The sequence below is a fragment of the Aeromonas sp. MaB10011B genome, from assembly GCF_017939325.1.
GTDB classification, from domain to species: Bacteria; Pseudomonadota; Gammaproteobacteria; order Enterobacterales; family Aeromonadaceae; genus Aeromonas; species Aeromonas caviae.
This window is the reverse complement of record NZ_JAGKRK010000002.1, coordinates 160,285-186,936: the sequence shown is the minus strand read 5'-3', so window position 1 is coordinate 186,936 and position 26,652 is coordinate 160,285. Positions and strand designations below refer to the sequence as shown.

The 26,652-nt window shown below is 64.1% G+C and carries 26 protein-coding genes; 17 read left to right on the top strand and 9 right to left on the bottom strand.

Going from position 1 to position 26,652, the window contains the following annotated elements:
- Nucleotides 1-96 precede the first annotated feature (96 nt).
- The 3 genes from waaF to J9893_RS01615 all read left to right on the top strand — a co-directional run bounded on the left by waaF (nt 97) and on the right by J9893_RS01615 (nt 3,454).
- Nucleotides 97-1,194: a lipopolysaccharide heptosyltransferase II gene (gene waaF / locus J9893_RS01625; RefSeq protein WP_143236896.1), complete on the top strand. Its 1,098-nt coding sequence runs from the start codon at nt 97-99 to the stop codon at nt 1,192-1,194.
- A gap of 1 nt (nt 1,195) precedes the next feature.
- The gene (waaA, locus tag J9893_RS01620) at nt 1,196-2,464 is read left to right on the top strand and encodes a lipid IV(A) 3-deoxy-D-manno-octulosonic acid transferase (protein WP_143236897.1); all 1,269 of its coding nucleotides are present in this window, start codon (nt 1,196-1,198) and stop codon (nt 2,462-2,464) included.
- Nucleotides 2,465-2,575: 111 nt separating this feature from the next.
- On the top strand, nt 2,576-3,454 hold the full coding sequence (locus tag J9893_RS01615) for a DMT family transporter (RefSeq protein WP_049636086.1): 879 nt from the start codon (nt 2,576-2,578) through the stop codon (nt 3,452-3,454).
- Nucleotides 3,455-3,642: 188 nt separating this feature from the next.
- On the opposite strand, the gene J9893_RS01610 is transcribed toward J9893_RS01615, so the two are convergent.
- Nucleotides 3,643-4,506: a YicC/YloC family endoribonuclease gene (locus J9893_RS01610; RefSeq protein WP_143236898.1), complete on the bottom strand. Its 864-nt coding sequence runs from the start codon at nt 4,504-4,506 to the stop codon at nt 3,643-3,645.
- 146 nt (nt 4,507-4,652) lie between these two features.
- On the opposite strand from J9893_RS01610, the gene rph reads away from it, so the two are divergent.
- The 9 genes from rph (at nt 4,653) to J9893_RS01565 (ending at nt 14,223) form a co-directional block, all read left to right on the top strand.
- Nucleotides 4,653-5,369, top strand: a complete 717-nt coding sequence (gene rph, locus J9893_RS01605) for a ribonuclease PH (protein WP_010676103.1) — start codon at nt 4,653-4,655, stop codon at nt 5,367-5,369.
- A 75-nt stretch (nt 5,370-5,444) separates the two neighbouring features.
- Nucleotides 5,445-6,098, top strand: a complete 654-nt coding sequence (gene pyrE / locus J9893_RS01600; protein WP_010676102.1) for an orotate phosphoribosyltransferase — start codon at nt 5,445-5,447, stop codon at nt 6,096-6,098.
- Between the two features lie 179 nt (nt 6,099-6,277).
- The gene (locus tag J9893_RS01595; RefSeq protein WP_210600496.1) at nt 6,278-8,707 is read left to right on the top strand and encodes a heavy metal translocating P-type ATPase; all 2,430 of its coding nucleotides are present in this window, start codon (nt 6,278-6,280) and stop codon (nt 8,705-8,707) included.
- Nucleotides 8,704-9,093: a Cu(I)-responsive transcriptional regulator gene (cueR, locus tag J9893_RS01590; protein WP_010676100.1), complete on the top strand. Its 390-nt coding sequence runs from the start codon at nt 8,704-8,706 to the stop codon at nt 9,091-9,093. Before J9893_RS01595 ends, cueR begins: the two co-directional genes overlap by 4 nt.
- Nucleotides 9,094-9,246: 153 nt before the next feature.
- Entirely contained in the window at nt 9,247-10,401 is a 1,155-nt protein-coding gene (locus tag J9893_RS01585) for a diguanylate cyclase (RefSeq protein ID WP_029314881.1), read from the top strand.
- 30 nt (nt 10,402-10,431) lie between these two features.
- Nucleotides 10,432-10,695 carry a YihD family protein gene (locus tag J9893_RS01580; protein ID WP_010676098.1) on the top strand — a complete coding sequence of 88 codons (264 nt, stop codon included), beginning with the start codon at nt 10,432-10,434 and terminating at the stop codon, nt 10,693-10,695.
- A gap of 197 nt (nt 10,696-10,892) precedes the next feature.
- Nucleotides 10,893-12,341, top strand: coding sequence for a cytochrome c oxidase accessory protein CcoG (gene ccoG / locus J9893_RS01575; RefSeq protein WP_143236900.1), 1,449 nt, complete (start codon nt 10,893-10,895; stop codon nt 12,339-12,341).
- Nucleotides 12,342-12,415: 74 nt separating this feature from the next.
- On the top strand, nt 12,416-13,405 hold the full coding sequence (locus J9893_RS01570) for a serine/threonine protein kinase (protein ID WP_042016426.1): 990 nt from the start codon (nt 12,416-12,418) through the stop codon (nt 13,403-13,405).
- Nucleotides 13,406-13,614: 209 nt separating this feature from the next.
- Nucleotides 13,615-14,223, top strand: coding sequence for a thiol:disulfide interchange protein DsbA/DsbL (locus J9893_RS01565; RefSeq protein WP_043153379.1), 609 nt, complete (start codon nt 13,615-13,617; stop codon nt 14,221-14,223).
- Between the two features lie 80 nt (nt 14,224-14,303).
- Here the strand turns inward: J9893_RS01565 and phnE are convergent, their stop codons facing one another.
- The 5 genes from phnE to J9893_RS01540 form a co-directional block, all read right to left on the bottom strand.
- Nucleotides 14,304-15,851, bottom strand: coding sequence for a phosphonate ABC transporter, permease protein PhnE (gene phnE / locus J9893_RS01560; RefSeq protein ID WP_043153383.1), 1,548 nt, complete (start codon nt 15,849-15,851; stop codon nt 14,304-14,306).
- Nucleotides 15,839-16,600, bottom strand: coding sequence for an ATP-binding cassette domain-containing protein (locus J9893_RS01555; RefSeq protein ID WP_043153387.1), 762 nt, complete (start codon nt 16,598-16,600; stop codon nt 15,839-15,841). The genes phnE and J9893_RS01555 overlap by 13 nt, the downstream gene beginning before the upstream one ends.
- Nucleotides 16,597-17,442: a putative selenate ABC transporter substrate-binding protein gene (locus tag J9893_RS01550; RefSeq protein ID WP_043153390.1), complete on the bottom strand. Its 846-nt coding sequence runs from the start codon at nt 17,440-17,442 to the stop codon at nt 16,597-16,599. The genes J9893_RS01555 and J9893_RS01550 overlap by 4 nt, the downstream gene beginning before the upstream one ends.
- 124 nt (nt 17,443-17,566) lie before the next feature.
- Nucleotides 17,567-18,745, bottom strand: a complete 1,179-nt coding sequence (pncB, locus tag J9893_RS01545; RefSeq protein ID WP_104452104.1) for a nicotinate phosphoribosyltransferase — start codon at nt 18,743-18,745, stop codon at nt 17,567-17,569.
- Between the two features lies 1 nt (nt 18,746).
- On the bottom strand, nt 18,747-19,382 hold the full coding sequence (locus J9893_RS01540; RefSeq protein ID WP_043153394.1) for a nicotinamidase: 636 nt from the start codon (nt 19,380-19,382) through the stop codon (nt 18,747-18,749).
- A 74-nt stretch (nt 19,383-19,456) separates the two neighbouring features.
- Here J9893_RS01540 and J9893_RS01535 point away from each other — a divergent pair, with 74 nt between their 5' ends.
- From J9893_RS01535 to J9893_RS01525, 3 genes are read left to right on the top strand one after another with little or no spacing between them, the layout of a single operon-like run.
- A complete protein-coding gene (locus J9893_RS01535) occupies nt 19,457-20,107 on the top strand; it encodes a DNA mismatch repair protein MutT (RefSeq protein WP_104454977.1) in 651 nt (216 codons plus the stop codon).
- Between the two features lie 16 nt (nt 20,108-20,123).
- Entirely contained in the window at nt 20,124-20,429 is a 306-nt protein-coding gene (locus tag J9893_RS01530) for a hypothetical protein (RefSeq protein WP_143236902.1), read from the top strand.
- Nucleotides 20,426-20,899 (top strand): DUF523 domain-containing protein, encoded by a 474-nt coding sequence (locus J9893_RS01525; RefSeq protein WP_143236903.1) that lies wholly within the window; start codon nt 20,426-20,428, stop codon nt 20,897-20,899. Before J9893_RS01530 ends, J9893_RS01525 begins: the two co-directional genes overlap by 4 nt.
- Here J9893_RS01525 and J9893_RS01520 read toward each other — a convergent pair.
- The 3 genes from J9893_RS01520 to J9893_RS01510 all read right to left on the bottom strand — a co-directional run bounded on the left by J9893_RS01520 (nt 20,845) and on the right by J9893_RS01510 (nt 24,358).
- Nucleotides 20,845-21,801 carry an acyltransferase gene (locus J9893_RS01520; RefSeq protein ID WP_143236904.1) on the bottom strand — a complete coding sequence of 319 codons (957 nt, stop codon included), beginning with the start codon at nt 21,799-21,801 and terminating at the stop codon, nt 20,845-20,847. The genes J9893_RS01525 and J9893_RS01520 overlap by 55 nt on opposite strands.
- Nucleotides 21,802-21,808: 7 nt before the next feature.
- On the bottom strand, nt 21,809-22,708 hold the full coding sequence (locus tag J9893_RS01515) for an acyltransferase (RefSeq protein ID WP_143236905.1): 900 nt from the start codon (nt 22,706-22,708) through the stop codon (nt 21,809-21,811).
- A gap of 132 nt (nt 22,709-22,840) precedes the next feature.
- Nucleotides 22,841-24,358 (bottom strand): YifB family Mg chelatase-like AAA ATPase, encoded by a 1,518-nt coding sequence (locus tag J9893_RS01510; protein ID WP_201894991.1) that lies wholly within the window; start codon nt 24,356-24,358, stop codon nt 22,841-22,843.
- A 384-nt stretch (nt 24,359-24,742) separates the two neighbouring features.
- On the opposite strand from J9893_RS01510, the gene ilvG reads away from it, so the two are divergent.
- On the top strand, nt 24,743-26,389 hold the full coding sequence (gene ilvG, locus J9893_RS01505; protein ID WP_039039681.1) for an acetolactate synthase 2 catalytic subunit: 1,647 nt from the start codon (nt 24,743-24,745) through the stop codon (nt 26,387-26,389).
- Nucleotides 26,386-26,643, top strand: coding sequence for an acetolactate synthase 2 small subunit (gene ilvM, locus J9893_RS01500; RefSeq protein ID WP_010676086.1), 258 nt, complete (start codon nt 26,386-26,388; stop codon nt 26,641-26,643). The genes ilvG and ilvM overlap by 4 nt, the downstream gene beginning before the upstream one ends.
- Nucleotides 26,644-26,652 lie beyond the last annotated feature (9 nt).

Sequence of the window (26,652 nt, the reverse complement as noted above, 5' to 3'; positions counted from 1 at the left end):
AGACGGGTATCTTCTGTTATTTCTTCGGCCTTTCTTGGGGCATAATCTCGCCCAGTAATGATCAACAGCCGGGCCAGTCCCGAGAGAAGACGCGCGATGAAGATATTGGTGATCGGCCCCTCCTGGGTCGGCGACATGGTGATGTCCCAGAGCCTCTACAAGGCGCTCAAGAGCAACCACCCGGGCAGCGAGCTCCATGTGATGGCGCCGGCCTGGTGCGTGGCGCTGCTGGAGCGCATGCCCGAGGTGGACAAGGCCATCCCCATGCCGCTTGGCCACGGTGACTTCAAGCTGGGGGCACGCCGCCGCCTTGGCAAGCAGTTGGCCGCCGAGCAGTACGATCAGGCCATCATCCAGCCCAACTCCATGAAGTCGGCCCTCATCCCCTGGTTTGCCAGGATCCCGGTGCGCACCGGCTGGAAGGGGGAGCACCGCTTCGGTCTGCTCAACGACATGCGCAGCAACAAGCAGGCCTTCCCGCTGATGGTGGAAGGCTATGTGGCTCTGGCCTACCCCAAGGGGCAGATGAAGAGTCGGGACGACATTCCCGCTATTCCCCATCCCTCCCTGCACGTGGATCTCATCAACCAGGGCAAGGCGCTGGAGCGGCTCGGCCTGAATCGTGCTCGCCCCGTGCTGGTGCTCTGTCCGGGGGCCGAGTTCGGCCCGGCCAAACGTTGGCCGGAAGGGCACTACGCCGTGGTGGCCCAGAAGCACCTCGACGAGGGCTGGCAGGTGTGGATCTTCGGTTCGGGCAAGGACGTGGACGTGGCCAACACCATCCGCGATCGGATCAACCCCCTGTCACGCCCCAACTGCCACGTGCTGGCGGGCAAGACCAGCCTGCACGAGGCGATCGATCTGATGGCCCTGGCCGGTCGGGTCATCGCCAACGACTCGGGCCTGATGCACGTGGCGGCCGCCCTCAACCGGCCGCTGATTGGGGTCTATGGCTCCACCTCGCCGCTCTACACCCCACCGCTGGCGGACAGGGTCGAGATCGTCCACACCGACATCGAGTGCCGCCCCTGCTTCAAGCGCACCTGCAAGTTCGGCCACCTCAAGTGTCTGATCGAGCTGATGCCGGAGCAGGTCATCGAGGCTGGCAAGCGACTGGAGCGGAGCGAGCCGGAGGATCGGGTGATCGCGCTGGAGCCGGTGGCTCAGGCCGCCGACGGGGGCGAAGGCCGATAACATGATCTACCGGCTGCTCTACAACCTGCTGATCCACCTGGGGTTGCCCCTGGCACTGCTGGCGCTCTACAAGCCCAAGAAAGGCAAGCCCGGCTTCGGCAAGCGCTGGGCCGAGCATCTGGGACGATTGTCACCGACCGGACAGGAGGCCCCCCTCTGGATCCATGCGGTGAGCGTGGGGGAGACCCTGGCCATCACCCCCTTCATCCACGCCCTCAAGGCCGAGCGCCCCGAGCTGCCCATCCTGCTCACCACCACCACCCGCACCGGCGCCGAGCAGGCGGCCAAGCTCGGGGATCTGGTGGTGCACCGCTATGCGCCGCTCGACTACCCCTGGGCCGTCTCGGCGTTTCTGAGCACCGTCAAGCCCCGCGCTCTCTGGGTGATGGAGACCGAGCTGTGGCCGAACTGGCTGGCGGCCTGCGAGGCGCGCCACCTGCCGGTGACCATCCTCAATGCCCGCCTCTCGGAGCGATCTTGCCGGCGTTATGGCCGCTTCCAGGGCGCCTTCGATGCCCTGAGCCGCCCGCTGACCCACCTGCTGTGCCAGCATCAGGACGACGCGGATCGCTTCCATCGGCTGGGCATAGCGCGCAACCGGTTGGCGGTGACCGGTTCCATCAAGTTCGACATCCAGTTCGGCGACGAGGTGCAGGCCAGGGGCCGTGCCCTGCGCCAGCAGTTGGGGGAGGCCAGACCTGTCTGGATCGCCGCCAGCACCCACCAGGGGGAAGACGAGCAGGTGCTGGCCGCCTTCGAACTGGTGATCAAGGCCCATCCCTCCGCCCTGCTGATCCTGGTGCCGCGCCATCCCGAGCGTTTCGATCGGGTGGCCGAGCTGTGCGCCCCCTACGGTTGCGCACGGCGCACGGCGGGCAGTGCGGTCGGCGAGAGCGACAAGATCTATCTGGGCGACACCATGGGCGAGCTGCCGCTGATGCTGGCGGCGGCGGATCTCGCCTTTGTCGGTGGCAGCCTGGTGCCCGTGGGCGGTCACAACCTGCTGGAACCGGCGGCGCTGGGCAAACCCTGCCTGACCGGCCCCGTCTATTTCAACTTCAGCGACATCACCCGCCAGCTGGTGGCCCAGGGGGGCGCCGCCGTGGTGGCGGATGCCGCGGCGCTCGGCCACCGGGTGAGCACCCTGCTCGGCGATGCCGCTGCCCGCCGCGAGATGGGGGAGCAGGCCCGCGCCGTGGTGCTGCGCAATCAGGGGGCGCTGGCACGCACCCTGTCCCATTGCCTCGCCTGCCTGGAAAGTGACGACTGAGGCGGGGCGGTCTCGTGGCCGCCCCGCCAGCGCGTCTGCCAAACCCCGGGAGACAATACGCGTCCCTTTCCTTTATGCTCTGTCCTTTGCCCCTGACCCTGTGATGCCCCGATGAACCGCGCTCCCCTGCTGTTGATGATACTGGTCACCCTGCTGGCCGCCGCCGGCTGGCTCTTCTCGAAAGAGGCGATTCGCGAGCTGCCCACCGCCGCCTTTATCGGCAGCCGCTTCCTGCTGGCCGCCCTGCTGCTCTTGCCGCTCGCCTGGCTGCGGGAGCCGCCCCCCAGTGGCTCACAACTGCTGCGCGCCGCCGGCTGCGGCACCCTGCTCGGGGCCAGCCTGTTGTTCTGGGTCACCGCCATCAGCCAGAGCGATGCCCTGGGCAGCGGCGCCTTCATCATGAGCGTGGCCACCCTGATGGCGCCGCTCGCCGCCTGGGCCGCCTTCAAGGCCAGACCCGGCCGCCACTACTGGCTCACCCTGCCCGTCGCCGTGGCCGGTCTGCTGCTGCTCTCCAGCAGCACCCACTGGGGGGTGTCGCTCTCCCTGTTCTGGTTTCTGGCGGCGGCCGCCACCCTGGGGGTCCAGCTCGCGGTGCACCGTCACTTCGCCCAGTCCATCCCCCCTACCTGGCTCACCTGCATCCAGCTGGCGGTGACCGGGCTGCTCGGCACCCTGCTCTCCCTGCTGACCGAGCAGTGGCCCGCCAGCATCGGCACTGGCATCTGGGGCTGGTTTGCGGCCAGCGTGCTGATCGCCACCACCTTGCGCTACTGGCTGCTCACCCACGCCCTGAGCCGGATGACCACGGCCCATGCCGCCCTGCTGATGCTGCTCGAACCGGTCTGGACCCTGATCTTAAGCACCCTCTTCTATGACGAACCGCTGGGCCCCGCCAAGCTGGCCGGCGCCGGCCTGGTGCTGGGGGCCTTGGTGCTTTACCAGCTCCCCCTTCTGCTGCGCAGCCGAAGGCTGAAGTCACCGGTCTAGCCTGAACGGGCGACAAACCTAAGTGGTTCGGAAAAGCGAGAGGGTCTGCATGGCAGACCCTCTTTGCGTGATGGTACATGTCGGGCTCCCTTTGCTCGGGGTTGCCATCAGTCAGGCGGCTGAGCGCTGCGGGAAACGAGCATAAGAAAGCCCCCGGGTGGCGGGGGCTGGTGCATCGATGAGGGAGATCACTCGATGTTTTGGATCTGCTCGCGCATCTGCTCGATGAGGACCTTCAACTCGACGGCGGACTGGGTCACCTCGGCGTTGATCGACTTGGAGCCCAGCGTGTTCGACTCGCGGTTGAACTCCTGCATCATGAAGTCGAGGCGACGGCCGCAGGCGCCACCCTTCTTCATGATCTTGTTGGTTTCGCTGATGTGCATCTCCAGGCGATCCAGCTCTTCGGCCACGTCGATCTTCTGGGCCAGCAGCACGATCTCCTGCTCGATGCGAGCCGGATCCAGCTCGACTTTGGCTTCGGCCAGCCGGTCGGTGAGCTTCTGGCGCTGCCACTCGATGATCTGCGGCAGGTGCACGCGCACCTTCTTCACTTCTACCTGAATACCGGCCAGGCGCTGTTCGATCAGCGACTTGAGGTTGGCCCCTTCGCTGGCGCGGGAGGCGAGGAAATCTTCCATGGTCTGGTCAAACCCGCCGAGCAGCTCGGTGGCGACCGCATCCATGTCCTGCTCGGCGGCAGCCATCACGCCCGGCCAGCGCAGCACGTCGACCGGATTGAGCTGGCCCTGGCCCGCCTCTTTCATCACCCAGTTGGCGCTCTCGATGATGAGTTTGGCCAGCTCTTCATTGATGTGCAGCTGGCTGGCGGCGGCCTGGGCGGCCTCGAAGCGCAGGTTGCACTCTACCTTGCCGCGCTGCAGCTTGGCGCGGAAGCGCTCACGCAGAACCGGCTCCAGGCTGCGCAGTTGTTCCGGCAGGCGAATGTAGGTCTCCAGATAGCGCTGGTTGACCGAACGAATTTCCCAAACGGCTGTGCCCCAGTCGCCCTTGAGTTCCTTGCGGGCGTAGGCGGTCATGCTGTGAATCATTGATTGTTCCGGGCTTGATGAAGTGTGCGGCCAGTATACTCAGCCAGGCCTGCTCCGTCAGCCGACGAGGTGGTTTTAGCGGCTGATATTTGAGTAGCGATCGCTTATACTCCTGCGCCAATTCAGCCAGCCCAGAGGTCAGTCCCATGTCCCGTCCCAGCGATCGCAGCGCCGCCCAGGTGCGTCCGGTAACCATCACCCGCCACTTCACCAAGCATGCTGAAGGGTCCGTGCTGGTGGAATTCGGCCACACCCGCGTGCTCTGCACCGCCAGCGTCGACACCAGCGTGCCGCGCTTCCTCAAAGGCAAGGGGCAGGGGTGGGTCACTGCCGAGTACGGCATGCTGCCGCGCTCCACCCACTCCCGGATGAACCGCGAAGCGGCCTCCGGCAAGCAGAGCGGCCGCACCCTGGAGATCTCCCGTCTGATCGCTCGCTCCCTGCGCGCGGCGGTAGACTTGAGTGCCCTGGGCGAGCACACCATTACCGTTGACTGCGACGTGTTGCAAGCCGACGGCGGTACCCGTACCGCCGCCATCACCGGTGCCTGCGTGGCGCTGGTGGATGCGCTGAACTGGATGGTGGAGAAGGGGCTGATCAAACAGAGCCCGCTCAAGCAGATGATCGCGGCCGTCTCCGTCGGCATGTTCGAAGGGGAGGCAATCTGCGATCTGGAGTACATCGAAGACTCCGCCGCCGAGACCGACATGAACGTGGTGATGACCGAAGATGGCCGCATCATCGAGGTGCAGGGCACCGCGGAGGCCGAACCCTTCACCCACGAGGAGCTGCTGGCCATGCTGGCCCTCGCCAAGGGCGGCATCGCCGACATCATTGCGCTGCAGAAGCAGTCGCTTGCATGATTTTAAAAACGCGGCACTGTCCGCGTTTTTTTATACCCCCACACAAGACAACGACAAGCCAAGCAAGGAGCCAGAATGAAAGCCTACCAGCGTCAATTTATCGAGTTCGCCCTGGAGAAGCAGGTCCTCAAATTCGGTGAATTTACCCTGAAATCCGGTCGTAAAAGCCCCTACTTCTTCAACGCCGGCCTGTTCAACAGCGGCCGCGATCTGGCCCGTCTCGGCCGCTTCTATGCCGCCGCCCTGATGGATGCCGGCATCGAGTTCGACGTGCTGTTTGGCCCGGCCTACAAGGGGATCCCCATCGCCTCCGCCACCGCCGTGCAGCTGGTGGAGCAGCACGACGTGGACGTGCCCTGGTGCTTCAACCGCAAGGAGGCCAAGGATCACGGCGAGGGTGGCAATCTGGTGGGCAGCCCGCTCAAGGGGCGCATCATGCTGGTGGACGATGTCATCACTGCCGGCACCGCCATCCGCGAATCCATGGATCTGATCCAGGCCAACGGCGCCTCCCTGGCTGGCGTGCTGATCGCGCTGGACCGTCAGGAGAAGGGCAAGGGCGAGCTCTCCGCCATTCAGGAAGTGGAGCGCGACTACGGTGCCCACATCATCGCCATCATCCAGATGAGCGATCTGATCCAGTATCTGGAAGAGAAGCAGGCCGAACAGCCGGAGCTGGCGGCGCAACTGGCCGCCATGAAGGCTTACCGCGCCCAGTACGGTATCTGAGTCGCCGCGCATACCGCGCAATAGTTGAAGGCGGCGCCCGTTTGTTCTCTGGCAGCAAACGGGCGCCGTTTTTTCATCTGTAAAAAGTGGATCATGTGGCTTGAGCTTACCCTTACAGTAAAGGTTAGGGTTTGCCAGTCGGCGTTTTGTGGTGCCGACGGGTTCCGGGGAGGAACAACATGACCACTCATCTTCAATCACCCATTCATCTGCAGTTGCCGCTCAGCGGCATGAGCTGCGCCAACTGCGCCGGCCGCATCACGACCGCCCTCAACAAGCTCGACGGGGTATCGGCCACCGTCAACTTCGCGCTGGAGCAGGCGGCCATCGAGCTGGCCAGCTCTGACCGTTTGCCGGCGGTGCTGGAGAGCATCCAGGCGCAGGGTTATGACTACGGCAGTGAGACCATCCTGTTTCAAATCACCGGCATGACCTGTGCCGGTTGCTCGGCCCGCCTGAACAAGATGCTGGCGGCGCTGCCCGGCGTCATCTCCGCCGACGTCAACTTCTCCATTGAGCAGGCTCGTATCGTGCTGGTGCCCGGGATGCAGACGCCCGCGGCCCTGCGCGAGCAGATCGAGGCCCTCGGCTTTGGCGCCCAACTTGCGCAGGGCTCGGCCAGCGGCCGCCGCCAGCAGTTGCTGGAGCGGGAAGCGCAGGAGGCCGCCAGCGCCCGTCAGGCGCAAACCCGGGTCATCGTCTCGGCTTTGCTTACCCTGCCGCTGCTGGTGGGGATGCTGGCCATGGCCGGGTTGTTCCCCTGGCATCTGCCCGCCTGGCTGGAGCTGCTGCTCGCCACCCCGGTGCAGTTCTGGATCGGGGCCCGCTTCTATCGCGGTGCCTGGCTCGCCATCAAGAATCGCTCCGCCAACATGGATGTGCTGGTGGCGACCGGTACCAGCGCGGCCTACTTCTACAGCCTTTATCTGTTGCTGACGCTGGGGATGGCCGCCAGCGGCAAGCTCTATTTCGAGGCGAGTGCCATCATCATTACCCTGATTTCCCTCGGAAAAATGCTGGAAGCGCGAGCCAGACGCAGTACCCAGTCCGCCATTCGCGAGTTGATGGCGCTGCGGCCGGAAACCGCCACCGTCTGGCGCGGCGAGCGCTGGCAGATCGTCGCCATCGACGAGGTGCTGCGCGGCGACAGGCTGCGGGTGCTGGTGGGGGAACGGGTACCGGTGGATGGCAGAATCGTGAGCGGTGAGAGTGAGCTGGACGAGTCGATCCTCACCGGCGAGAGCCTGCCGGTGCCGCGCGGTGAGGGCGACAAGGTGCTGGGCGGTGCCATCAACCGCTCCGGCGTGCTGGAAATTGAAGCCACTACGGTGGGGGAGGACTCCAGCCTCAGCAAGATCATCGCACTGGTGGAGAACGCCCAGATGGGCAAGGCGCCGCTGCAACAGCTGGTGGACAAGGTCTCTGCCGTGTTCGTGCCGGTGGTGATGGCCATCGCCCTGTTCACCCTGCTGGTGTGGTACGCCATCAGCAACGACTTCGGTCAGGCGCTGCTGGCAGCGGTGGCCGTGCTGGTGATCGCCTGTCCCTGTGCGCTGGGGCTGGCAACGCCGGCGGCCATTGTCACCGGTACCGGCGTCGCGGCGCGCCACGGCATTCTGATAAAAGACGTCGATACCCTGCAAAAGGCCCACGCCATCAAGGCGCTCATCTTCGACAAAACCGGCACGCTCACTCAAGGCAGGCCGGTACTGGCGAGCTGGAGTGGCACAGCCGAGCAGCTGCGTCTGGCCGCCGCCCTGCAGCAGGCGAGTGAACACCCGCTGGCGCTGGCCATGCGCGAGGCGGTCGGCAAGGAGACTACGCTGCCCCAGCCGGAGGCGGTGGAGGTGCGGGTCGGTGCCGGTATTGTCGGTCAGGTCGCCGGTCATACGGTCGCCATCGGCAATGGCTCTTTGCTGGCCCAGCTCGGTATTGAACCGTCACAACACGATGAACAACCCGCCGACGGCGCGACCCGGGTCTGGGTGGCCATTGACGGCGTGGTAGCTGGCATTGCGGCGCTGGCCGATACCCTGCGCCCCGAGAGCCCGGATGCCATCGCCACCCTGCGCCAGCGCGGCATCGCCAGCTGGCTGGTGAGCGGAGATGCGCCGGCGCCGGTGGCCCATATCGCCGCCAAACTGGGGCTGGACGGGGCCTTTGACTCCGTGCTGCCAGCCGGCAAGGTGGAAAAAGTCGAGGCGCTGCGGGCGCAAACCCGTGGGCTGGTCGCCATGGTGGGAGACGGGGTGAACGACGCCCCGGCGCTGGCGGCGGCGGATGTGGGCATCGCCATGGGCTCCGGCTCCGACGTGGCGATGGAGACCGCCTCCATCACCCTCATGCGGTCTGATCCGCGGCTGGTGGCCGATGCCATCGACATCTCGGCGGCCACTTGGCGCACCATCCAGCAGAACCTGTTCTGGGCCTTCGTGTTCAACATCATCGGCATTCCGCTGGCGGCACTGGGTTACCTCAGTCCCGAGCTGGCGGGGGCGGCCATGGCCCTGAGCAGCATCACCGTCTTGAGCAATTCCCTGTTATTGAAGCGCTGGCAGCCCCGGGCGGGCAGCCTGCGTGCATCTGAATCCCAAAGGAGTCATTCATGAACATCAGCAAGGTCGCCAAGGCCACCGGCCTGACCGCCAAGACCATCCGCTACTACGAGAGCATCGGCCTCATCTCGTCGCCAGTGCGCAGCGACAACGGGTATCGCAGTTATACGGATGCCTCCCTGCGGGAGCTGCGCTTCGTCAAGCGGGCGCGGGAGACCGGCTTCAATCTGGAGGAGTGTCAGGAGCTGCTGGCGCTCTATCGGGACGAGCACAGAACCAGTGCCCAGGTGAAGAAGCTGGCCCAGGAGAAAATCGTCGATCTGCGCTCCCGCATCGCCGGTTTGCAAGCCATGCTCAGCGCCCTCGAGGAGGTGGTGAGCTGCTGTCACGGAGATGCGAATCCCCAGTGCCCCATCCTCGACGAGCTGGAGAAAGGGTGAGGGAGGGTTGCGCCATTCGACCCTGCAGAAAAGGGTCTGTCGGGGCCTGTGCGGGAGAGGACGCGCTGAGTGGCAACTTAATAGCGGTCGATTGATTGTTGAGCAGGAAAGGGGAGTGTTAAACTGTGCGGCTCTTGTACAGGGAGTACCCAGTTGACACAGAGTGTGAAATATCAGGTGCGGCGGGCCATCATGGTCCAGCTCTATACCCACGCCTCCTTCAGCCTGCCTTGCCTGGGGCTGCTGGCGATCAGCTGGAGCCTGCTGTTCCACGATTACCTGCCGGCCAGCGAGTCGCTGGGCTGGCTCGGTCTGGTCCTGTTGCTGTTGCTGGGGCGCTGGTGGCATCTGCGCTGGCGCCAGCCCAGGCTGGCGGAGCTTCCGCTGCCGGTGCTCGAGCGCGAGCTCTTTGTCGGGGTGACCATCACCTCCATCGTCTGGGCACTGGGCGTGCTGCTCTACATGGACAAGCTGCCCGACACCTATCGTGCCGCCATGATGATGCTCTCCAGCCTGATCCTGACCGGCAGCGCCATCATGCTGTTCGGCAGCCGTCGTACCCTCTATGGGGCCGTGCTGCCCCTCGGGTTTGCCATGTTGTTCGAGCTCAGTGGCGGCAACACCCAGGAGCGTATCGTCTCCTGCATGCTGGCGGGGTATCTGTTCGTCTTTCTGCCGACCCTGCTGCGGCGCCTGCGGCGGGATCAGGTGGCCTCTCTCTACCACAGTTTTTCCAATGCGGATCTGGTGGCCGAGCTGAAGGCGGTCTCCGAGCACCTCAAGCTCACGTCCCGCCTCGACGGTCTGACCGGCATCGCCAACCGGGCCCATCTCGACGACTCCCTGGCGCGCGCCTGGCGTCGCTGCCACCGTGCCAGGGCGCCTCTCTCTCTGGTGCTGGTGGATGTGGACTACTTCAAGCAGTTCAATGATCACTATGGTCACCAGGTGGGGGACCAGTGCCTGCAGCAGGTGGCGAGCCTGCTGGCCGAAGTGCTGCGGCGGGAAGACGATCTCGCTGCCCGTTACGGCGGAGAGGAGTTCGCCCTGCTGCTGCCCTGCACCACCTTGCAGGGGGCCATGCAGATCGCCGAGCAGGTGCGTATCTCGTTGCGAGCCCTCGGCATTCCCCACCACAAATCCCGGGTCTCGGGGCGGGTCAGTTGCAGCTTCGGGGTGGCGACCCTGGTGCCGGATCAGCATCACTCCATTGCCGAGCTCATCCAGAAAGCGGATGCGGCGCTCTATCAGGCCAAGCATAATGGCCGGGATCGTATCGAAGTAGCCTTGATGGGTAAGGTTGCCTGAGTTTCACAAGACAGATTAAAGAGGTCGTCTATGCAATGTCATCGTATCGAAGAGCTGCTGGAACTGCTGCAGCCTGCCTGGATCAAGGAGCAGGATCTCAGCCTGGTGCAGTTTGTTGCCAAACTGGCCGAGGAGGCGGGATTTGACGGTCCCCTGTCCGCACTGACCGACGACATGCTGATCTACCACCTCAAGATGCGGGAATCCGACAAGCAGGCGATGATCCCGGGGCTGGCCAAGGATCACGTGCCCGACTTCAAGGAAGCCCTGCTCAAGGCCCGCGGCATCAAGTAATCCGGGCGTCACATCGCCATCAGAGAAAGGTTTCAAGAGAATCTATTAAAAGGCGCATAGTCAACTGGCTATGGGCCTTTTTTGTTGCCTGAAATTGCGACGGGACTCGAACTATAGATACATTTAACCCACACAATTAGCAGGTTGTTTAAGATATAATCGCTTTCATAACAATATGAGTGGAGCGATGTGTTGCAATGGCCGACAAGGACAAGATCGACATCAAGGATGTGACCGGTGACGTCACCGGGACTTTCAATCCCAACACCTTCAAGGCGGGAGATGACAGGTTCAACCCCGGCAACCGCATCTATGTCCGCTCCCAGACCGGCTACTGGCAGCGGGTGCGCAAGGCCATGGGCTGGTTCTTCGTCGCGCTCTTTGTCCTCCTGCCCTGGCTGCGTTATGACGGCCGTCAGGCGGTGCTGTTCGATCTGGAGCACCAGCAGTTCCATATCTTCGGTGCCACCATCTGGCCGCAGGATCTCACCCTGCTGGCCTGGGTCTTCATGATCGCGGCCTTCGCCCTCTTCTTTGTGACCACCTTCCTGGGCCGGGTCTGGTGCGGCTACCTCTGTCCCCAGACGGTGTGGACCTTCCTGTTCATCTGGTTCGAGGAGAAGCTGGAAGGGGCCGCCAACAAGCGTCGCAAGCTGGATGCGGCACCCTGGAGCGGTGAGAAGCTGGCCCGGAAGGGCGCCAAGCACCTGGCCTGGATCCTGCTGTCGCTGGGTACGGGGCTGACCTTCGTCGCCTACTTCCAGGATGCCTTCCACCTGGTGCCCGATTTCGTCACCCTGCAGGCGGGAGGCTGGGTCATCTTCTGGGTGCTGTTCTTCGCCGCCTGCACCTATGGCAACGCCGGCTGGATGCGCGCCATCATGTGTATCCACATGTGCCCCTATGCCCGCTTCCAGTCCGCCATGTTCGACAAGGACACCTACATCGTCGGCTATGACAGCCAGCGTGGCGAGACCCGCGGCGCCCGTGGTCGCAAGGCCGATCCCAAGGCTCTGGGGCTGGGGGACTGCATCGACTGCGACCTCTGCGTGCAGGTCTGCCCGACCGGCATCGACATCCGTGACGGCCTGCAGTACGAGTGCATCAACTGCGGCGCCTGTGTCGACGCCTGCGATCAGACCATGGAGCGGATGGGGTATCCGAAGGGGCTCATCAGTTACACCACCGAGCACAAGCTGGCCCACAGTGAAACCCAGGTGGCGCGACCCAAGCTGATTGGCTATGGCCTGGTGATGGTCGTCATGCTGGGGGTCTTCGTCTATAACGCCATGTCCATCATGCCCATGGGGCTCGATATCCTGCGGGATCGCAACCAGCTGTTCCGGGAAAACAGTGAAGGGCTCATCGAGAACACCTATACCCTGAAGATCCTCAACAAGACCCTGAACTCCCAGACCTACCGGCTGGACGTGGAAGGGCTGCCGGAGTACCAGTGGTTCGGACCCCGCGAGGTGACCCTGAAGGCGGGTGAGATCTATACCCTGCCGGTGAGTCTGGCGGTGGATCCCTTCAACCTGAAGCGCCCCACTCTGGACGTCCAGTTCGTGCTCAAGCGGGCAGGCGCGGCGCCGGATGACAGCAAGGGGACCTTGCGCCAACCGAGCAAGTTTATCAGCAGGTTGTGACGGCAAGGCGCACCGCCATGCACGGCAACGGCAGACAGTGGTGATAGAATGGGGCGCAACAGCGCCCCTTTTCTATGGTGGATGACATGCGTTTCAACTATTCCGACCTCAATCCCGATCTCATCATGGATGCCATCGATCTCAGCGGCTTGCGCATCGACTCCGGCCTTATCGAGCTCAACAGTTACGAGAACCGCGTCTATCAGTTCCAGGATGAGGATCGCCGTCGCTACGTGGTGAAGTTCTACCGCCCCGGTCGCTGGAGCCGGGCCCAGATCCTGGAAGAGCACGCGTTTGCCGCTCGCCTCTGTGAAACTGAGATCCCGGTCGCCGCTCCCATTGCCTTTGCCGGCGAGACCCTGCTGGAGCATCAGGGCTACCCGTTTGCCATCTGGCAGAGCGTTGGGGGGCGTCAGTTCGAGGTGGACAACCTGGACCAGCTGGAGTGGGTGGGGCGTTACCTCGGTCGCATCCACAGCGTCGGTGCCAGCCATGCCTTTCATCACCGGGTTCCGCTGGATGTGGAGAGCATGCTGCACGAGCCGCGTCAGTTGCTGGCGGCAGGCGAGTGGTTGCCGAGCGGGCTGGCCAAGTCCTTCTTCGGGGTGCTGGACGAGCTGATCCGGCACGTATGCGACGCCATGACCCTGGATGTGGCGCGCATCTCCCTGCATGGGGACTGCCACCCGGGCAACATTCTGTGGCGTGACGGCCCCCTGTTTGTCGACCTCGACGATTGCCGCACCGGCCCCGCCATCCAGGATCTCTGGATGATGCTGAACGGGGAGCGTCATGAGCAGCAGATCCAGCTCGATACCCTGCTGGCGGGGTATGAGGAGTTCATGGAGTTCGACCCGCGGGAGCTGGCGCTCATCGAGCCGCTGCGTGCCATGCGCATCGTCCACTACATGGCCTGGCTGGCAAGACGCTGGGAAGATCCCGCCTTCCCCCGCCACTTCTCCTGGTTCAACACCGAACACTACTGGCGCCAGCAGATTGCGACCCTGCATGATCAGCTCGAGGCATTGAAGGCCCCGCCGCTCAGCCTGATGCCGCAGTGGTAGGGGCGTGAACCCGGCAGATCGCCACGCCACGGGGCGTCCGTTGGTGGTGTCGCCCGCACCATTGCCACAGCGGCAAGGTGCCCGTGGGAGGCGGGATGGCGGTCCCGCCTGTCTGCCTTTGCCATTGACGGCACGAGGGTGAGGCAATAGGCTTGGACTGCTTCGGTTCGCCGGGCGTGCCTCACAGTGATCCCTTAACAGGAAACGTCATGAAAAAAGTACTATTTTTCCTCGCTGCCATGCTGATGATCCCCATGGTTCACGCCGCCCCGCAATTCAAGGAAGGTGTCAACTATGACGTGGTCAGCCAGACCGGCAGCGCCCAGCCGGAAGTGATGGAGTTCTTCTCCTATTTCTGCCCGCACTGCGCCAAGTTCGAGCCGATTGCCGAGGATCTGAAGAAGAGCCTGCCGGAAGGCGTGCCGATGAAGAAGAACCCGGTGGCCTTCCTGGGCCGTGAAATGGGTCCCGAGATGCAGCGTGCCTACGCCGTCGCCAATCTGCTGAACGTGGAAGGCAAGCTGACCCCGGCCATCTTCGACAAGATCCACACCCAGCGCCAGATCCCCCAGAGCCGCGCCGACGTGAAGCAGGTTTTCGTGGACAATGGCGTGCCGGCTGAGGAGTTCGACGGTGCTGTCGACAGCTTCGCCGTCTCCGGCATGGTCTCCCAGTTCGACCGCAACACCGAGAGCTACAACGTGCGCGGCGTGCCGGCCTTCCTGGTGAACGGCAAGTACATGGTGAAAATCGAATCCATCACCTCCCAGGAACAGTTCAACCAGCTGGTGCAATTCCTGCTGGCGAAGAAAGACTGATCCAGACTGACCTCGTGAAAAAAAGCCCGCCGGTGCAAACCGGCGGGCTTTTTGTTTATCAGGGCCATGCAAGGCGGGCCTCAGATCTGGCAATCCCGCTGGCTGGGGGCCGGGCGAGGCAAACGGGTGCGGCGGCTGAGGGCCTCCGCCAGCCAGACCAGCAGCAGTATGGCCAGCAGCAGGGTGGCGGTCTGGTCGTAGCGGAACAGGCTGAGCGAGACATAGAGCTGCTGTCCCAGGCCGCCGGCGCCAACCACGCCGAGTATGGTGGCGGCCCTCAGGTTCATCTCGCCGCGATAGAGGCTGTAGGCCAGCCACTGGCGCGCCACCAGGGGGAACACCCCGTACCAGAAGCAGGCCGTAGGGCCGGCCCCGCTCAGCTGCAAGGCGAGGCGAGGGGCGGGATCCGCGTTCTCCAGGGTCTCCACGAACAACCGCGCCAGCACCCCGGTGGTGTGCAGGGTCAGCGCCAGTATGCCCGCCACCGGCCCCAGTCCGACCGCGATCACCAGCAGGCTGGCGAAGATGAGTTCGGGCACGGAGCGCAGCAGGTTGAACAGCAGCCGCAGCGGCCAGCAGTGGCGCGCGAGGCAGGCCAGCGGCAGGGCCAGCAGGGCGCTGAAGAGGGTGCTTAGCAGCGCCATCTGCACCGTATCGAGCAGGCCCATAGCCACTGTCTTGAGGAAGGGCCATGACCAGTCCGGTCGCAAAAACTCTCCCAGGAAGGTGCCCAGGCCCCCCAGTGAGAAGCTCAGCATGCGCCAGTCGAGCTGATACAGCGCGAGGACAGCGGCCAGCCCCAGGCAGATCAGCAACAGCAGGCCGGGGGAGCGGCTGTGGCGCAGCCAGGCGCTGAGGCCATCCGCGAGCGTCACCAGCAGGATGAAGGCCAGCAGCAGGGTCACCACCTCGCCACCGGCAAACATGCGCAGGGAGAGTTCGAGCTGCTGACCGAGCCCGCCGGCGCCGACGAAGCCCATGATGACGGAGGCGCGCAGGGCGCACTCCCAGCGGTAGACGGTGTAGGAGAGCAGTTCCTGACGCACCGCAGGCAGCACGCCGTACCAGAGCGCCTGCAGCCGGCCGCTACCGCCCAGCAGCAGGGCGCGGGCCGGTTGCAGGGCACCGCTCTCCATGATCTCGTTGTAGACCTTGGCCAGCATGCCGCCGTAGCTGACGGCGATGGCCAGGATGGCGGCGAGCGGCCCGAGCCCCGACAGACGCACGAACAGCAGCGCCCAGATGAGCTCGGGCAGGCTGCGCAGCACGATGGCGACGAGGCGCGAGAGGGCCCGCAAGGCGCCGCGCAGCGGGCTGGGCACCGGCCCCAGTTCGGCCAGCGACAGGGCGCGGGAGCCGAGCAGGGCGAACGGCACGCCGAGCAGCAGGGCGCCCGCCAGTCCCAATGTCGCCACCGCCAGACTCTCCAGGGTCGCGGTCAGGGTCAGGACGAGGAAGTCCCGATCCATGCGGGGCGGCCAGCTGGTGGCGAGGACGTTGCCCATCTGCCGCCAGCTCTGGCCGTCGAACAGGCCGAGCCAGCCGTCGGCCTGTTGCCACAGGCTGTAGCCGATGAGCAGCAGCAACCAGGGCAGGGGATGGCGCCAGCGGCTAGTCAAATTGAACACGCCGCCGCCTCGTCATCACCGGCGTAGAGCTCGGCCAGCATGGCCGGGGTGACGGCCGCCGCCGGACAGTCGAACAGCACTCGCCCCTCCCGCAGGCCGATGATGCGGGGGAAACGGCCGAGCGCCAGCTCGACCGCATGCAGGTTGGCGATGAGTGTGCTGCCCCGGGCGCGGGCCTGTGCCAGCAGGGCATCCAGGCTGCCTTGGGCGAGCACGGGATCGAGGGCGGAGACGGGCTCGTCCGCCAGGATCAGATCCGGCTGCTGATAGAGCACCCGTGCGATGCCGACCCGCTGCAACTGGCCACCGGAGAGCTCGCCGCAGCGCTGTTGCCACTTGTCGGCGAGGCCGAGGCGCGCCAGCTCGGCTAGCGCGCCTTCGGGGTCGCAGGGGCGCAGCAGGGAGAGTAAGGAACGGCCGAGGGACCACTGACCGAGCCGGCCGGCCAGCACGGCGGTCACCACCTGCTGGGAGGCGGGCAGCGGCGGTTGCTGCCAGACCATGCCGATCCGGCTGCGCAGCCGCTGGCGGTCCCGGGTGGAGAGGGTCCAGGGATCCTGGTCCCAGAGGGTGAGCCTGCCTTCGCCGCGCAGCTCGGTGCCGAGCAGCCGCAGCAGGCTGGTCTTGCCCGCGCCGCTCGGCCCTATGATGGCCACGCACTCGCCTGCCGTTATCTGCAGGTTGAACGGCTGCAGGATGCGGCTCTGGCCGAGCCGCAATCCTTCCCCGTCCAGCGCGACGGCGATCACTTCAGCAGGCCGGCCTGGGTGGCGGCGGCTTCGATGCCCAGGTAATTCTCGGGCTTGGTCTCGATGAAGCGGGTAGCGCGTTGCAGCTTGAGGATCTCGGCCTGGGCGGGCACCGCCGGATCCAGGCTGAGGAAGGCTTGCTTGATCTTCTCTTGCAGGGCCGGATCCATATCACCGCGTACTGTCCAGTTGTAGTCAAAGTAGGTCGGGGTGGTCCAGATCACCTTGACCTTGGTGGTGTCGACCTTGCCCTCTTCCACCAGTTTCTCCCACACGGAGGCGTTGAGCGCACCGGCCGGCACCTTGCCGGAGGCGACCCAGGCGACGGTGGCGTCGTGGGCGCCGGAGAAGGCGACGTGGGCGAAGTCACGTTCCGGGTTGATGCCCTGCTCGGCCAGGAAGTGGCGTGGCATCAGGTGACCGGAGGTGGAGGAGGGGGAGCCGAACGCGAAGTCCTTGCCCTTGGTGTCGGCCAGGGTCTTGATGCCGCTGTCGGCATTGGCGATGAACTTGGAGGTGAACTGGGCATCTTCCTGACGCTGCACCAGGGGTACCACCTTGTCGGCACGGCGGTGTGCCTGCACATAGGTGAAGCCCCCGAGCCAGGCCATGTCCAGCTTGCCGGCGGCCAGCGCCTCGACCACGGCGGCGTAGTCGTTGACCGGCACGAACACCACCTCGCGGCCTGTTTTCTCGGCCAGGTAGTCACCCAGGGGGGCAAACTTGCGCTGCAGCTCGGTGGGGGCTTCGTCCGGGATGGCGGAGACCCGCAGCGGTTCGGCGGCGACGGCGCTCAGGCTGGCGAGCAGGGTGGTGAGGGCGAATATCCATCTGGAGGTCATGAGTGGTTCCTTGTGGTCTGGCGTTCGAACAAGCGAAAGGTCCGACGGGGGCCGGACCTTTCAGGTGAGTCATGGTAGGGGGCCATCGGCGCAGTGCGCAAGATGGGACACTCAAAAAGGCGTCTTATACCCCGACGTGGAAGGCCTGCTTGAGGTTGCGGATGAAGTCCGCGTCCCGGCACAGGGTCTTGCCCGGGCTGTCGGAGATCTTGGCGACCGGGCCGCCGTTGCACTCCATCAGCTTGAAGACGATGTTCATCGGGGTGACGCCTGGCAGATCGCAGGTGAGCTTGGTGCCGATGCCGAAGCTGGTGTTGATGCGACCACTGAAGTGGCGGAACAGCCGGACTGCCTTGTCGAGGTCGAGGCCGTCGGAGAAGACCAGCGTCTTGGTGGCGGGATCGATACCGAGGCGCTGGTAGTGGCTGATGGCCTTCTCGCCCCAGACCACGGGGTCACCGGAGTCGTGGCGCAACCCCTGATATCGGCTCGCCAGCTCGAAGTCGAAGTCGCGCAGGAAGGCATCCATGGTGATGCAGTCGGTCAGGGCGATGCCGAGGTGGTTGGTGAACTCGTCCAGCCAGCTGGTGAGGGCCGCGCGCTGGCTGAGTTCCAGCGGGAAGCCGAGTTGCTGGTGAGCCTGGAACCACTCGTGGGCCTGGGTGCCCACCGCCGGCAGCCGGTATTTCTGGGCCAGCTGGTAGTTGCTGGTGCCGCGAAACGCCGGCAGCCGATCCTGGAGGCGGCCCACCACGGCATCCTGCACCGCATGGGAGAAGCGGCGGCGGGTGCCGAAGTCGATGAGGTTGAACTCGGTCATCTCCTCCCGGCTCAGCTCCCGTTCCAGCTTGTCGATCTTCTGGTCGAGCCGCTCCAGTGCCTGGCTGACGCCGAACTGGGGGTAGCGGAAGCGGTTGCGCATCTCGCTGATGATGGCGAGCACCGGGATCTCCCACAGGATGACGTCCTGCCAGGGCCCTTCGACCCGCACATTGATGCGGCCATCCTGCTCGAACACCTTGAGCAGGGAGGCATCCAGCGGCTTGCGGCGCAGGTGATCCAGATAATCCGGGGTGAAGAAGGGGCGCTCGGCCAGAAAATCGAGCTCGGGTCGGGTCAGCCGCAGGGAGCCGGCGAGGCGCAGCTGCTCCTCGATCTCGCCCATCATGGGCAGCAGATCCTCTTCGTTGCGGCTGTGGAATTCGGCCACCACCTCGGCATCCGGGTAGCGATGGAACACAGCCTGCTGCATGTGCAGCTTGTAGGCATCGGTGTCGAGCAGGCTGTTGAGGATCGGGGGCATATCAGGCGTCCAGCAGGCGTTGTACATCGGCCAGGGTCTGGGCCAGCTCGGCGCCGGCCTCGATCATCTGGGCACGGGCCTGGGCGATCGTCTCGGGGGCGATGCCGCGGCAGGCATCGAGGTGGACGATGACCCGGAAGCCGGCGCGGAGCAGTTGCAGCACGCTGGTCTTGACGCAGTAGTCGGTGGCGAGGCCGCCGACCAGCACGGTCGCGACGCCGCGGGCCTGCAGGAACTCGATGAGCCCGGTGCTGCGACGCTCGGCGAGGTCGTGGTAGCAGGCGCCATAGGGGTGCAGATCCGGCTCGACCCCCTTCCAGACGAAGAAGTCGTAGTCGATGGGGGCGGGCAGGCCGTCGAGCAGCTCGAAGCCAGGGGTGCCCGGCACGCAATGGGCCGGCCAGGTGAGGTCGGCGTTGGGCAGATCCAGCGGTTGCAGCATGGCGGCCGGCTCGCTCACGACCCAGGCAGCGTTCGCGGGGTGGGCGTCCTTGCTGCCGACTCGCAGGGTGGCGAGGGCGGCCTGGGCGTTGAGCGCCGCCACAATATCATCCCCGCCTGCGACGGGCAGCTCGTTCGGACAGAGCGGAGTAAACCCCTTCTGCGCATCAATATCCAGGCTGGCGATGGTTCCCATGGGTGACTCCTGCACATAATATTCTTGTGATATTATCTACCAAACATTATTAGAAGGCGAGCAGGTCGACCAGGATGCCGAGAATGAGTCTGGATATGGTGGTGCTGCGGTTGCGCGAGGAGCGGCTCGAACTGCTCCTCGAAACCCGGGATCGCCCCCCCTTTGCCCACTGCTGGCAGCTGCCGGCCCTGCGCATCGACGAGACCCGGGATCGGGATCTGGATGCCGCCCGCCACCGCCTGCTGGCGCAGTGGGGGCTGGCGCAGTGCTACAGCGAGCAGGTCTGCACCCTCGGCAACCTGGAGCGGGATCCCCGGGGTTGGTCCACCACCCTCGTCTACCTGTGCCTGGCGGAGCCCGAGGCCGGCGCCGTGCGCGGCTGCTGGCACCCTCTGGATGACCTGCCCAACCTGCAACTCGCCTTCGACCATCCCCAGCTCATCGCCATGGGGCTGGAGCGGCTGCGCATCAAGAGCCGTTACAGCACCTTGCCGCTGCACCTGCTGGGGTCGGAGTTCACCCTCTCCGAGGTGCAGCGCGCCTTCGAGATCATCCTGCAGACCCCCATGAACACGGCGGCGTTTCGCAAGCGGATCCACCGGGCCGACATCCTGACGGACACCGGCCGCAAGCGTACCGGCAAGCAGCGGCCCGCCATTCTCTACCGGCTGGAGAGCCCCTGCTGCGTGATGTTCGATCAGGTGATGAACGGGGCTGAGGCATGAAGAGAGCGCTATTGCTATGAATTACAAAGTGAAGCTTTCATTAATTGTGCGGGATGTAGATAAGACCTGTTTTTGCAGTGGTTCCAAAGAGCTTAACTTGCCTTTCGCACCATTTTCAGGGCTTCGTTTGCATGAAGGAATGCAAGTTTACACTCTTGCTGCTGTCGGATGGGCAGACCATGAACAGTGCTTTTATGGCTCTATAGAAATTAGTGAAGAGCTACTGCCCGATGGCGATCTAATAGATATGGATTTCATTGTTGAAACAGCAAAAAGTACCGGGTGGGTTGGCTTTAATAAAATTCATAAGGCACAGGTGTGAAGGAAAAAATCTTAGTCAGCTCCTGTCTACTGGGCCAGCCGGTGCGCTACGACGGCCGCAGCAAGGGCATCATCAGCGACTGGCTGGCCGAGTTGGGCGCCGAGGGGCGGGTGCTGGCCTTCTGTCCCGAGGTGGCGGGGGGGCTGCCGACCCCGCGACCACCCGCCGAGCGGCAGGGTGAGTCTGTAGTCACCGAAAGCGGGCTGGATGTGACGACCGAGTTCGATCGCGGCGCCGCCCTGGCGCTGGCGCTCTGCCAGCAGCAGGGCATTCGCTTCGCCCTGCTGAAAGAGGGGAGCCCCTCCTGCGGCAGCGGCCGTATCTACAACGGCCGCTTCGAAGGGGTCTCGGTGGCGGGCGAGGGCAAGACCACCGCCCTGCTGCGCCGCCATGGCATCGCGGTGTTCAGCGAGGATCAGCTGCCCGAGCTGGCCTCGGCGCTCGCCTTGGCTGCCTGCGGATCGGTCTGAGCCGCCGCATCGGCCGCCTGCCACTGCGCCAGCACGTCGTCTTTTTCCTTCCAGCGTGCGTTCAGCCACTCCTGGAAACCGCGTTTGAACTGCTTGTCGTTGAAGTAGTCCCCCACCAGTTGCTCGTCCACCGGCAGCTCCTCGATCCGCACCCGGATGCGCTTCATCCGCCCCATCAGGAAGTCCTTGAAGGGGGTCTCGGTGTTGTCCGGGTAGCTGATGGTGACGTTGATCAGGCTGTCGAACTGATCGCCCATGGCCGCCAGGGTGAAGGCGAGCCCGGCCGCCTTGGGCGGCATCAGGTGGCGAAAGCGGGAGCGGGAGGCGTCACGCTTCTGTTCGGTGAAGCGGGTCCCCTCCACGAAGTTGATGACGGTGGTGGGGATGTGGCGAAACTTCTCGCAGGCGTTGCGGGTGGTCTCGATGTCCTTGCCCCGCAGGTGCGGATTGCGCAGCAGAAACTCTCTCGAATAGCGGCGCATAAAGGGCATGTCCAGCCCCCAGCAGGCGAGCCCCAGCAGCGGGATGTAGATGAGCTCGTGCTTCATGAAGAACTTGGGCACCGGCAGCCGGTCGCGGAAGAGATGGCCCAGCACGACGATGTCGGTCCAGCTCAGGTGGTTGCTGATGATGAGATACCAGCCATCCTTGCGTAGCCGGGTGTCGTCCTCCACCTGCCAGTCGATGCGGGTGGTGAGGCGGATCACCAGGGCGTTGCAGCCGAGCCACAGGCGCATGAAACGGTTGTTGAGGCGACTGCAGGCACGACCGAAGGCCGGTACGGGCAGCAGCAGTTTGGCCAGAGAAACCAGCAGGATCAGGCTGGCACACAGGGCGGTAAACAGTATGGTCAGGCCGGCGCTGATGAACAGCACCAGGGGGCCCGGGAGCAGGTTTGGCATGAGTGTCTTACTGCGTCTTGTCCGCCAGCAGCTTATCCAGGGTCTGGTCCTTCTCGCACCAGATCCCGTTCAACCACTGTTGAAACTCTTGTTGGAACTCGGGGTCATTGAAGTAATCCCCCACCAGATTGCGTTCGATCGGCAGAAAGCGGACCCGAACCTTGATCTCCTTGACCCGACCGCACATGAAGTCCCAGTAGCTGGGGACGCCGCCGGGATAGGCGATGGTCACATCCACCAGCTTGTGCAGTTGATCCCCCATGGCCGCTAGGGTGAAGGCGATGCCCCCTGCTCTCGGGTGCAGCAGATGACGATAGGGTGCCCCTTGCCTGTCGTGCTTGCCGACGGTGAAGCGGGTCCCTTCCACGAAGTTCATCACACTCACCGGCATATGGCGGAAACGGGCACACGCCTTGCGCGTGGTTTCTATGTCTTTTCCCCTCAGATGCGGGTGCTTTTCCAGAAATTTTCGGGAATAACGCCGCATGAATGGGAAATCCAGCGCCCACCAGGCCAGACCGAGAAAAGGTACCCAAATCAGTTCTTTCTTGAGGAAAAACTTCAGGAAGGGGATTTTTTGATTAAAAATCCGCTGCAATACCAGTATGTCGACCCAGGATTGGTGGTTGGCAATCACCATATACCACTCATTCCGGCGCCCTTTGTCCACTCCGACCACATCGAAAGGGGTGTTGATAATGGTTTTCTGGATCAGATTGTTAAAACCTATCCAGTGGGTGGCGCAGCCGTCCAGGAGGGTGTTGCAGAGACGTCGCGCCCCCTTGAAGGGCAGCAGCAGCTTGATGAGGCCAAGCAGCAGGACGGGGACAAACCAGAACAGGGTGTTGATGAAATAGAGCAGGGTCGAGAGGCTGCCGCGCAGTCGCTCTATCAGCTTGTTGGGCATGGTGGAATCCGTCTTCGTATAGGTGGATGGCAACCAAGTGGTCAGATCTGTTGCCATAATATCAGCCGGCCCACGACTAGACCATGGTGGCGCCCTTTCCGGGTCGTGTGGTGGCTGCTGCCGTTCCCCCGCTCACTGGCCCCCGCGCAGCCGCGACAACAGCCTGTCCATGGCACGATAGCCCAGGGCTTCGATCAGATGCGCTCTCTCGATGGTGGCGTGCCCCGCCAGATCGGCGATGGTGCGCGATACCCGCAGGATGCGGTGCCAGGCCCGGATGCTGAGCCCCAGCTTCTGGATGGCACCTTCCAGAAACTCGGCATCCTGTGGCGATAATCTGCAAACATCTTCGATTTCACGACTATCCAGCAGGTTGTTGAGTTTTCCGCTGCGACTCAGCATGCGCTCTCGCGCCCCCAGCACCCGTTCGCGTATCTGCTGGCTCGATTCCCCCCGCTCCGCCTTGCCGGTCAGGCTCCCCCTGGGCAAGAGCGGGACCTCTACCGTCAGATCGAACCGATCGAGAAAGGGGCCGGAGAGCTTGCCCAGATAGCGCAGGATCTGATCCGGGCTGGAGCGGGTCTGGCCGTCGCCATAATGGCCGCAGGGGCTGGGATTCATGGCTCCCACCAGCTGGAAGCGGGCGGGAAAATCCACCTGACGGGCGGCGCGACTGATGGTAATGTGCCCGGTTTCCAGCGGCTCGCGAAGGGAGTCGAGCACCTTGCGCTCGAACTCCGGCAGTTCATCCAGAAACAGTACCCCGTTGTGGGCGAGGGAAATTTCGCCAGGCCTGGGATGGGTACCCCCGCCCACCAGCGCCACCGCCGAGGCGCTGTGATGGGGCGTGCGATACGGCCTGTGGTGCCAGTGGCCGGCGCGGGGGGTGAGGCCGCCGATGGAGTGGATGGCGGCGGTCTGCTGCGCCTCCTGTTCGCTGAGCGGCGGCAGAATGCCGGGCAGACGGCTGGCCAACATGCTCTTGCCGGTGCCGGGGGGGCCGATGAACAGCAGGTTGTGGCTGCCGGCGGCGGCGATCTCCAGCGCCCGCTTCGCCTGGGACTGACCGATCACGTCCTGCAGATCCGGCACGTCGGGCAGGGTCTCCGCGCTCTGGGGTTCCGGCAGCGGCAGTTCGTACTGGCCCGCCAGCCAGGCGGTGACCGCCAGCAGCTGGTGGGCGGTGCGCACCTCGGCATCCTGTATGAGGGAAGCCTCCGGACCGTTCTCCCGTGGGACCAGCAGGGTGCGCCCCGCGTCGCGGCAGGCGAGCACCGAGGGGAGCACCCCAAGCACGGGGCGGATCTCGCCCGTCAGGGCCAATTCCCCTAAAAATTCGTGATCGAGCAGGTATTTTGAGGGTATCTGCTTGGATGCGGCGAGAATGCCGATGGCGATGGCCAGGTCGAAGCGGCCCCCCTCTTTGGGCAGATCCGCAGGGGCCAGGTTGACCGTGATGTGTTTGCTCGGGAACTCGAAATTGCCGTTGAGCAGGGCGCTGCGCACCCGATCCCGCGACTCTTTCACCGAGGTTTCCGGCAACCCCACCATGTTGAAGGCGGGCAGGCCGTTGGAGAGGTGCACCTCCACCGTGACTTGCGGCGCCGCTATCCCCAGGCTGGCACGGCTATAAACAACAGCTAATGACATAAATACCGTCCTTGGTTTGATGTATATGCTGGTTAACCGTTTTTTATTAGTTTTTTGTTCCAGTTGTCAGGTTTCAGAGCAGTCAAAATCAGAGTCTTGTCAGGTAAAAAGTGCTTGCCCAATAAAAATCACCGTGCTAGTTCTAATAGCCATTCGCGGCAAGCTCCGCTCCCATTTCACAGGATTTCCGGTTGTAACTATGAACATGGCCTCCCGTTTCGTCAGCATTATTGTGGTCCTAGTGGTGATTATTATCTCACCGCTCGGGGCTCGTTTGGCTGCACGGAACAAGGGATAGACCCACCACCGGACAGAACGAAACAAGCGACCCCCGAGCCTCACGGCCCGGGGGTTTTTTTTCGACCAAAGGACAGGATTTTCCACATGAACGGCGCGCAGTTTTTGGTACAGGCTCTCAAAAAACAGGGGGTGACCCAGGTGTTTGGTTACCCGGGCGGGGCCATCATGCCGGTCTATGACGCCCTGTATGACGGTGGCCTGGCCCATCAGCTCTGCCGCCACGAGCAGGGTGCCGCCATGGCTGCGGTGGGTTATGCCCGCGCTTCCGGTCAGGTGGGGGTCTGCATCGCCACCTCTGGCCCCGGCGCCACCAACCTGGTCACCGGCCTCGCGGAGGCACTGCTCGATTCGGTACCGCTGGTGGCCATCAGCGGCCAGGTGCCCTGCGCCGCCGTCGGTACCGATGCCTTTCAGGAAGTGGACGTGCTCGGCATGTCCCTTTCCTGCACCAAGCACTCCTTCATGGTGACTGACCCGGCGGATCTGGGACGGGTCATTGCCGAAGCCTTCGCCATCGCCACCGAAGGGCGTCCGGGTCCCGTGCTCATCGACCTGCCCAAGGATGTGCAGCTGGCCGCCGTTCCTTCTCAAAGCCCGCTGTTTGCCGTGGAGGAACCCGAGCCCCTGAATCCGGCCGAGCTGACGGTCGCCCGCACCCTGCTGGCCGGTGCCGAGCGTCCGGTACTCTACGTCGGTGGTGGGGTGGGCATGGCCAATGCCGAGCAGCAGCTGCGCGACTTTGCCGCCACCACGGGGATGCCGGCGGTCACCACCCTCAAGGGGATAGGTGCCCTCGACCCCGACAGCCCCGTTTATCTGGGCATGCTCGGCATGCACGGTACCAAGGCCGCCAACCTGGCGGTACAGCAGTGCGATCTGCTGGTGGTAGTAGGCGCCCGTTTCGATGATCGGGTGACCGGCAAGCTGGAGGAGTTCGCCCCCGAGGCGAAGGTGATCCACCTGGATGTGGACGCCGCCGAGTTCGGCAAGCGCCGCGCCGCCGATGTGGGGATCACCACGGATCTCAAGCGTGTGCTGCCCGCCCTGGCGATGACGCTGACCCTCGACCCCTGGCGCGAGCACTGCGCCACCATGGCTCGGGAATACGCCTTCCGCTACGACCATCCGGGTCAGGCCATCTACGCCCCGGCCCTGCTCAAAGAGCTTTCAAGCCAGCTACCTGACACCAGCGTGGTGGCCTGCGACGTGGGTCAGCACCAGATGTGGGTGGCCCAGCACATGCGTTTCACCAGCCCGCGCAACCACCTCTCCAGTGCCGGCCTCGGCACCATGGGCTTCGGCCTGCCCGCCGCCATCGGCGCCAAGATGTCGCGCCCCGATGACGAGGTGGTGCTGGTGAGCGGCGACGGCTCCTTCATGATGAACGTGCAGGAGCTCGGCACCATCCGCCGGGCCCGGCTCAAGGTGAAGATGGTGCTGCTGGACAACCAGCGCCTCGGCATGGTGCGCCAATGGCAGGAGCTGTTCTTCGACGGTCGCTACAGCGAGACCAATCTGTCCGACAACCCCGATTTCGTCGCCCTGGCCGCTGCCTTCGGCATTCCCGGCGAGACCATCACATGCAAGGAAGAGATAGGTCCGGCACTGGATCGCCTGCTGGCGAGCGAGAGTGCCTATCTGCTGCATGTGGCTATTTCAGAGGAAGAAAATGTCTGGCCCCTGGTTCCGCCAGGAGTCGCCAACCACAAGATGATGGAGCAACGCCCATGAACCAGCTCAATACCAGCACCCTGGAAATCCATGCCCAACCCAGACCCGAAGTGATGGAACGGGTGCTGCGGGTGGTCCGTCACCGCGGTTTCAATCTCTGCGCCCTCAACATGGAGCAGGATTGCCAACAGCTGCGGATCACGGTTACTGTCGAATCGGTACGTCCCATCCAGCAGTTGTGGAGCCAGCTGGTGAAGCTGGTGGATGTCTCCCGGGTCGATGCACTGGAACAGCAACCCCGGATCAGAGCTTAAGGAGCCAAG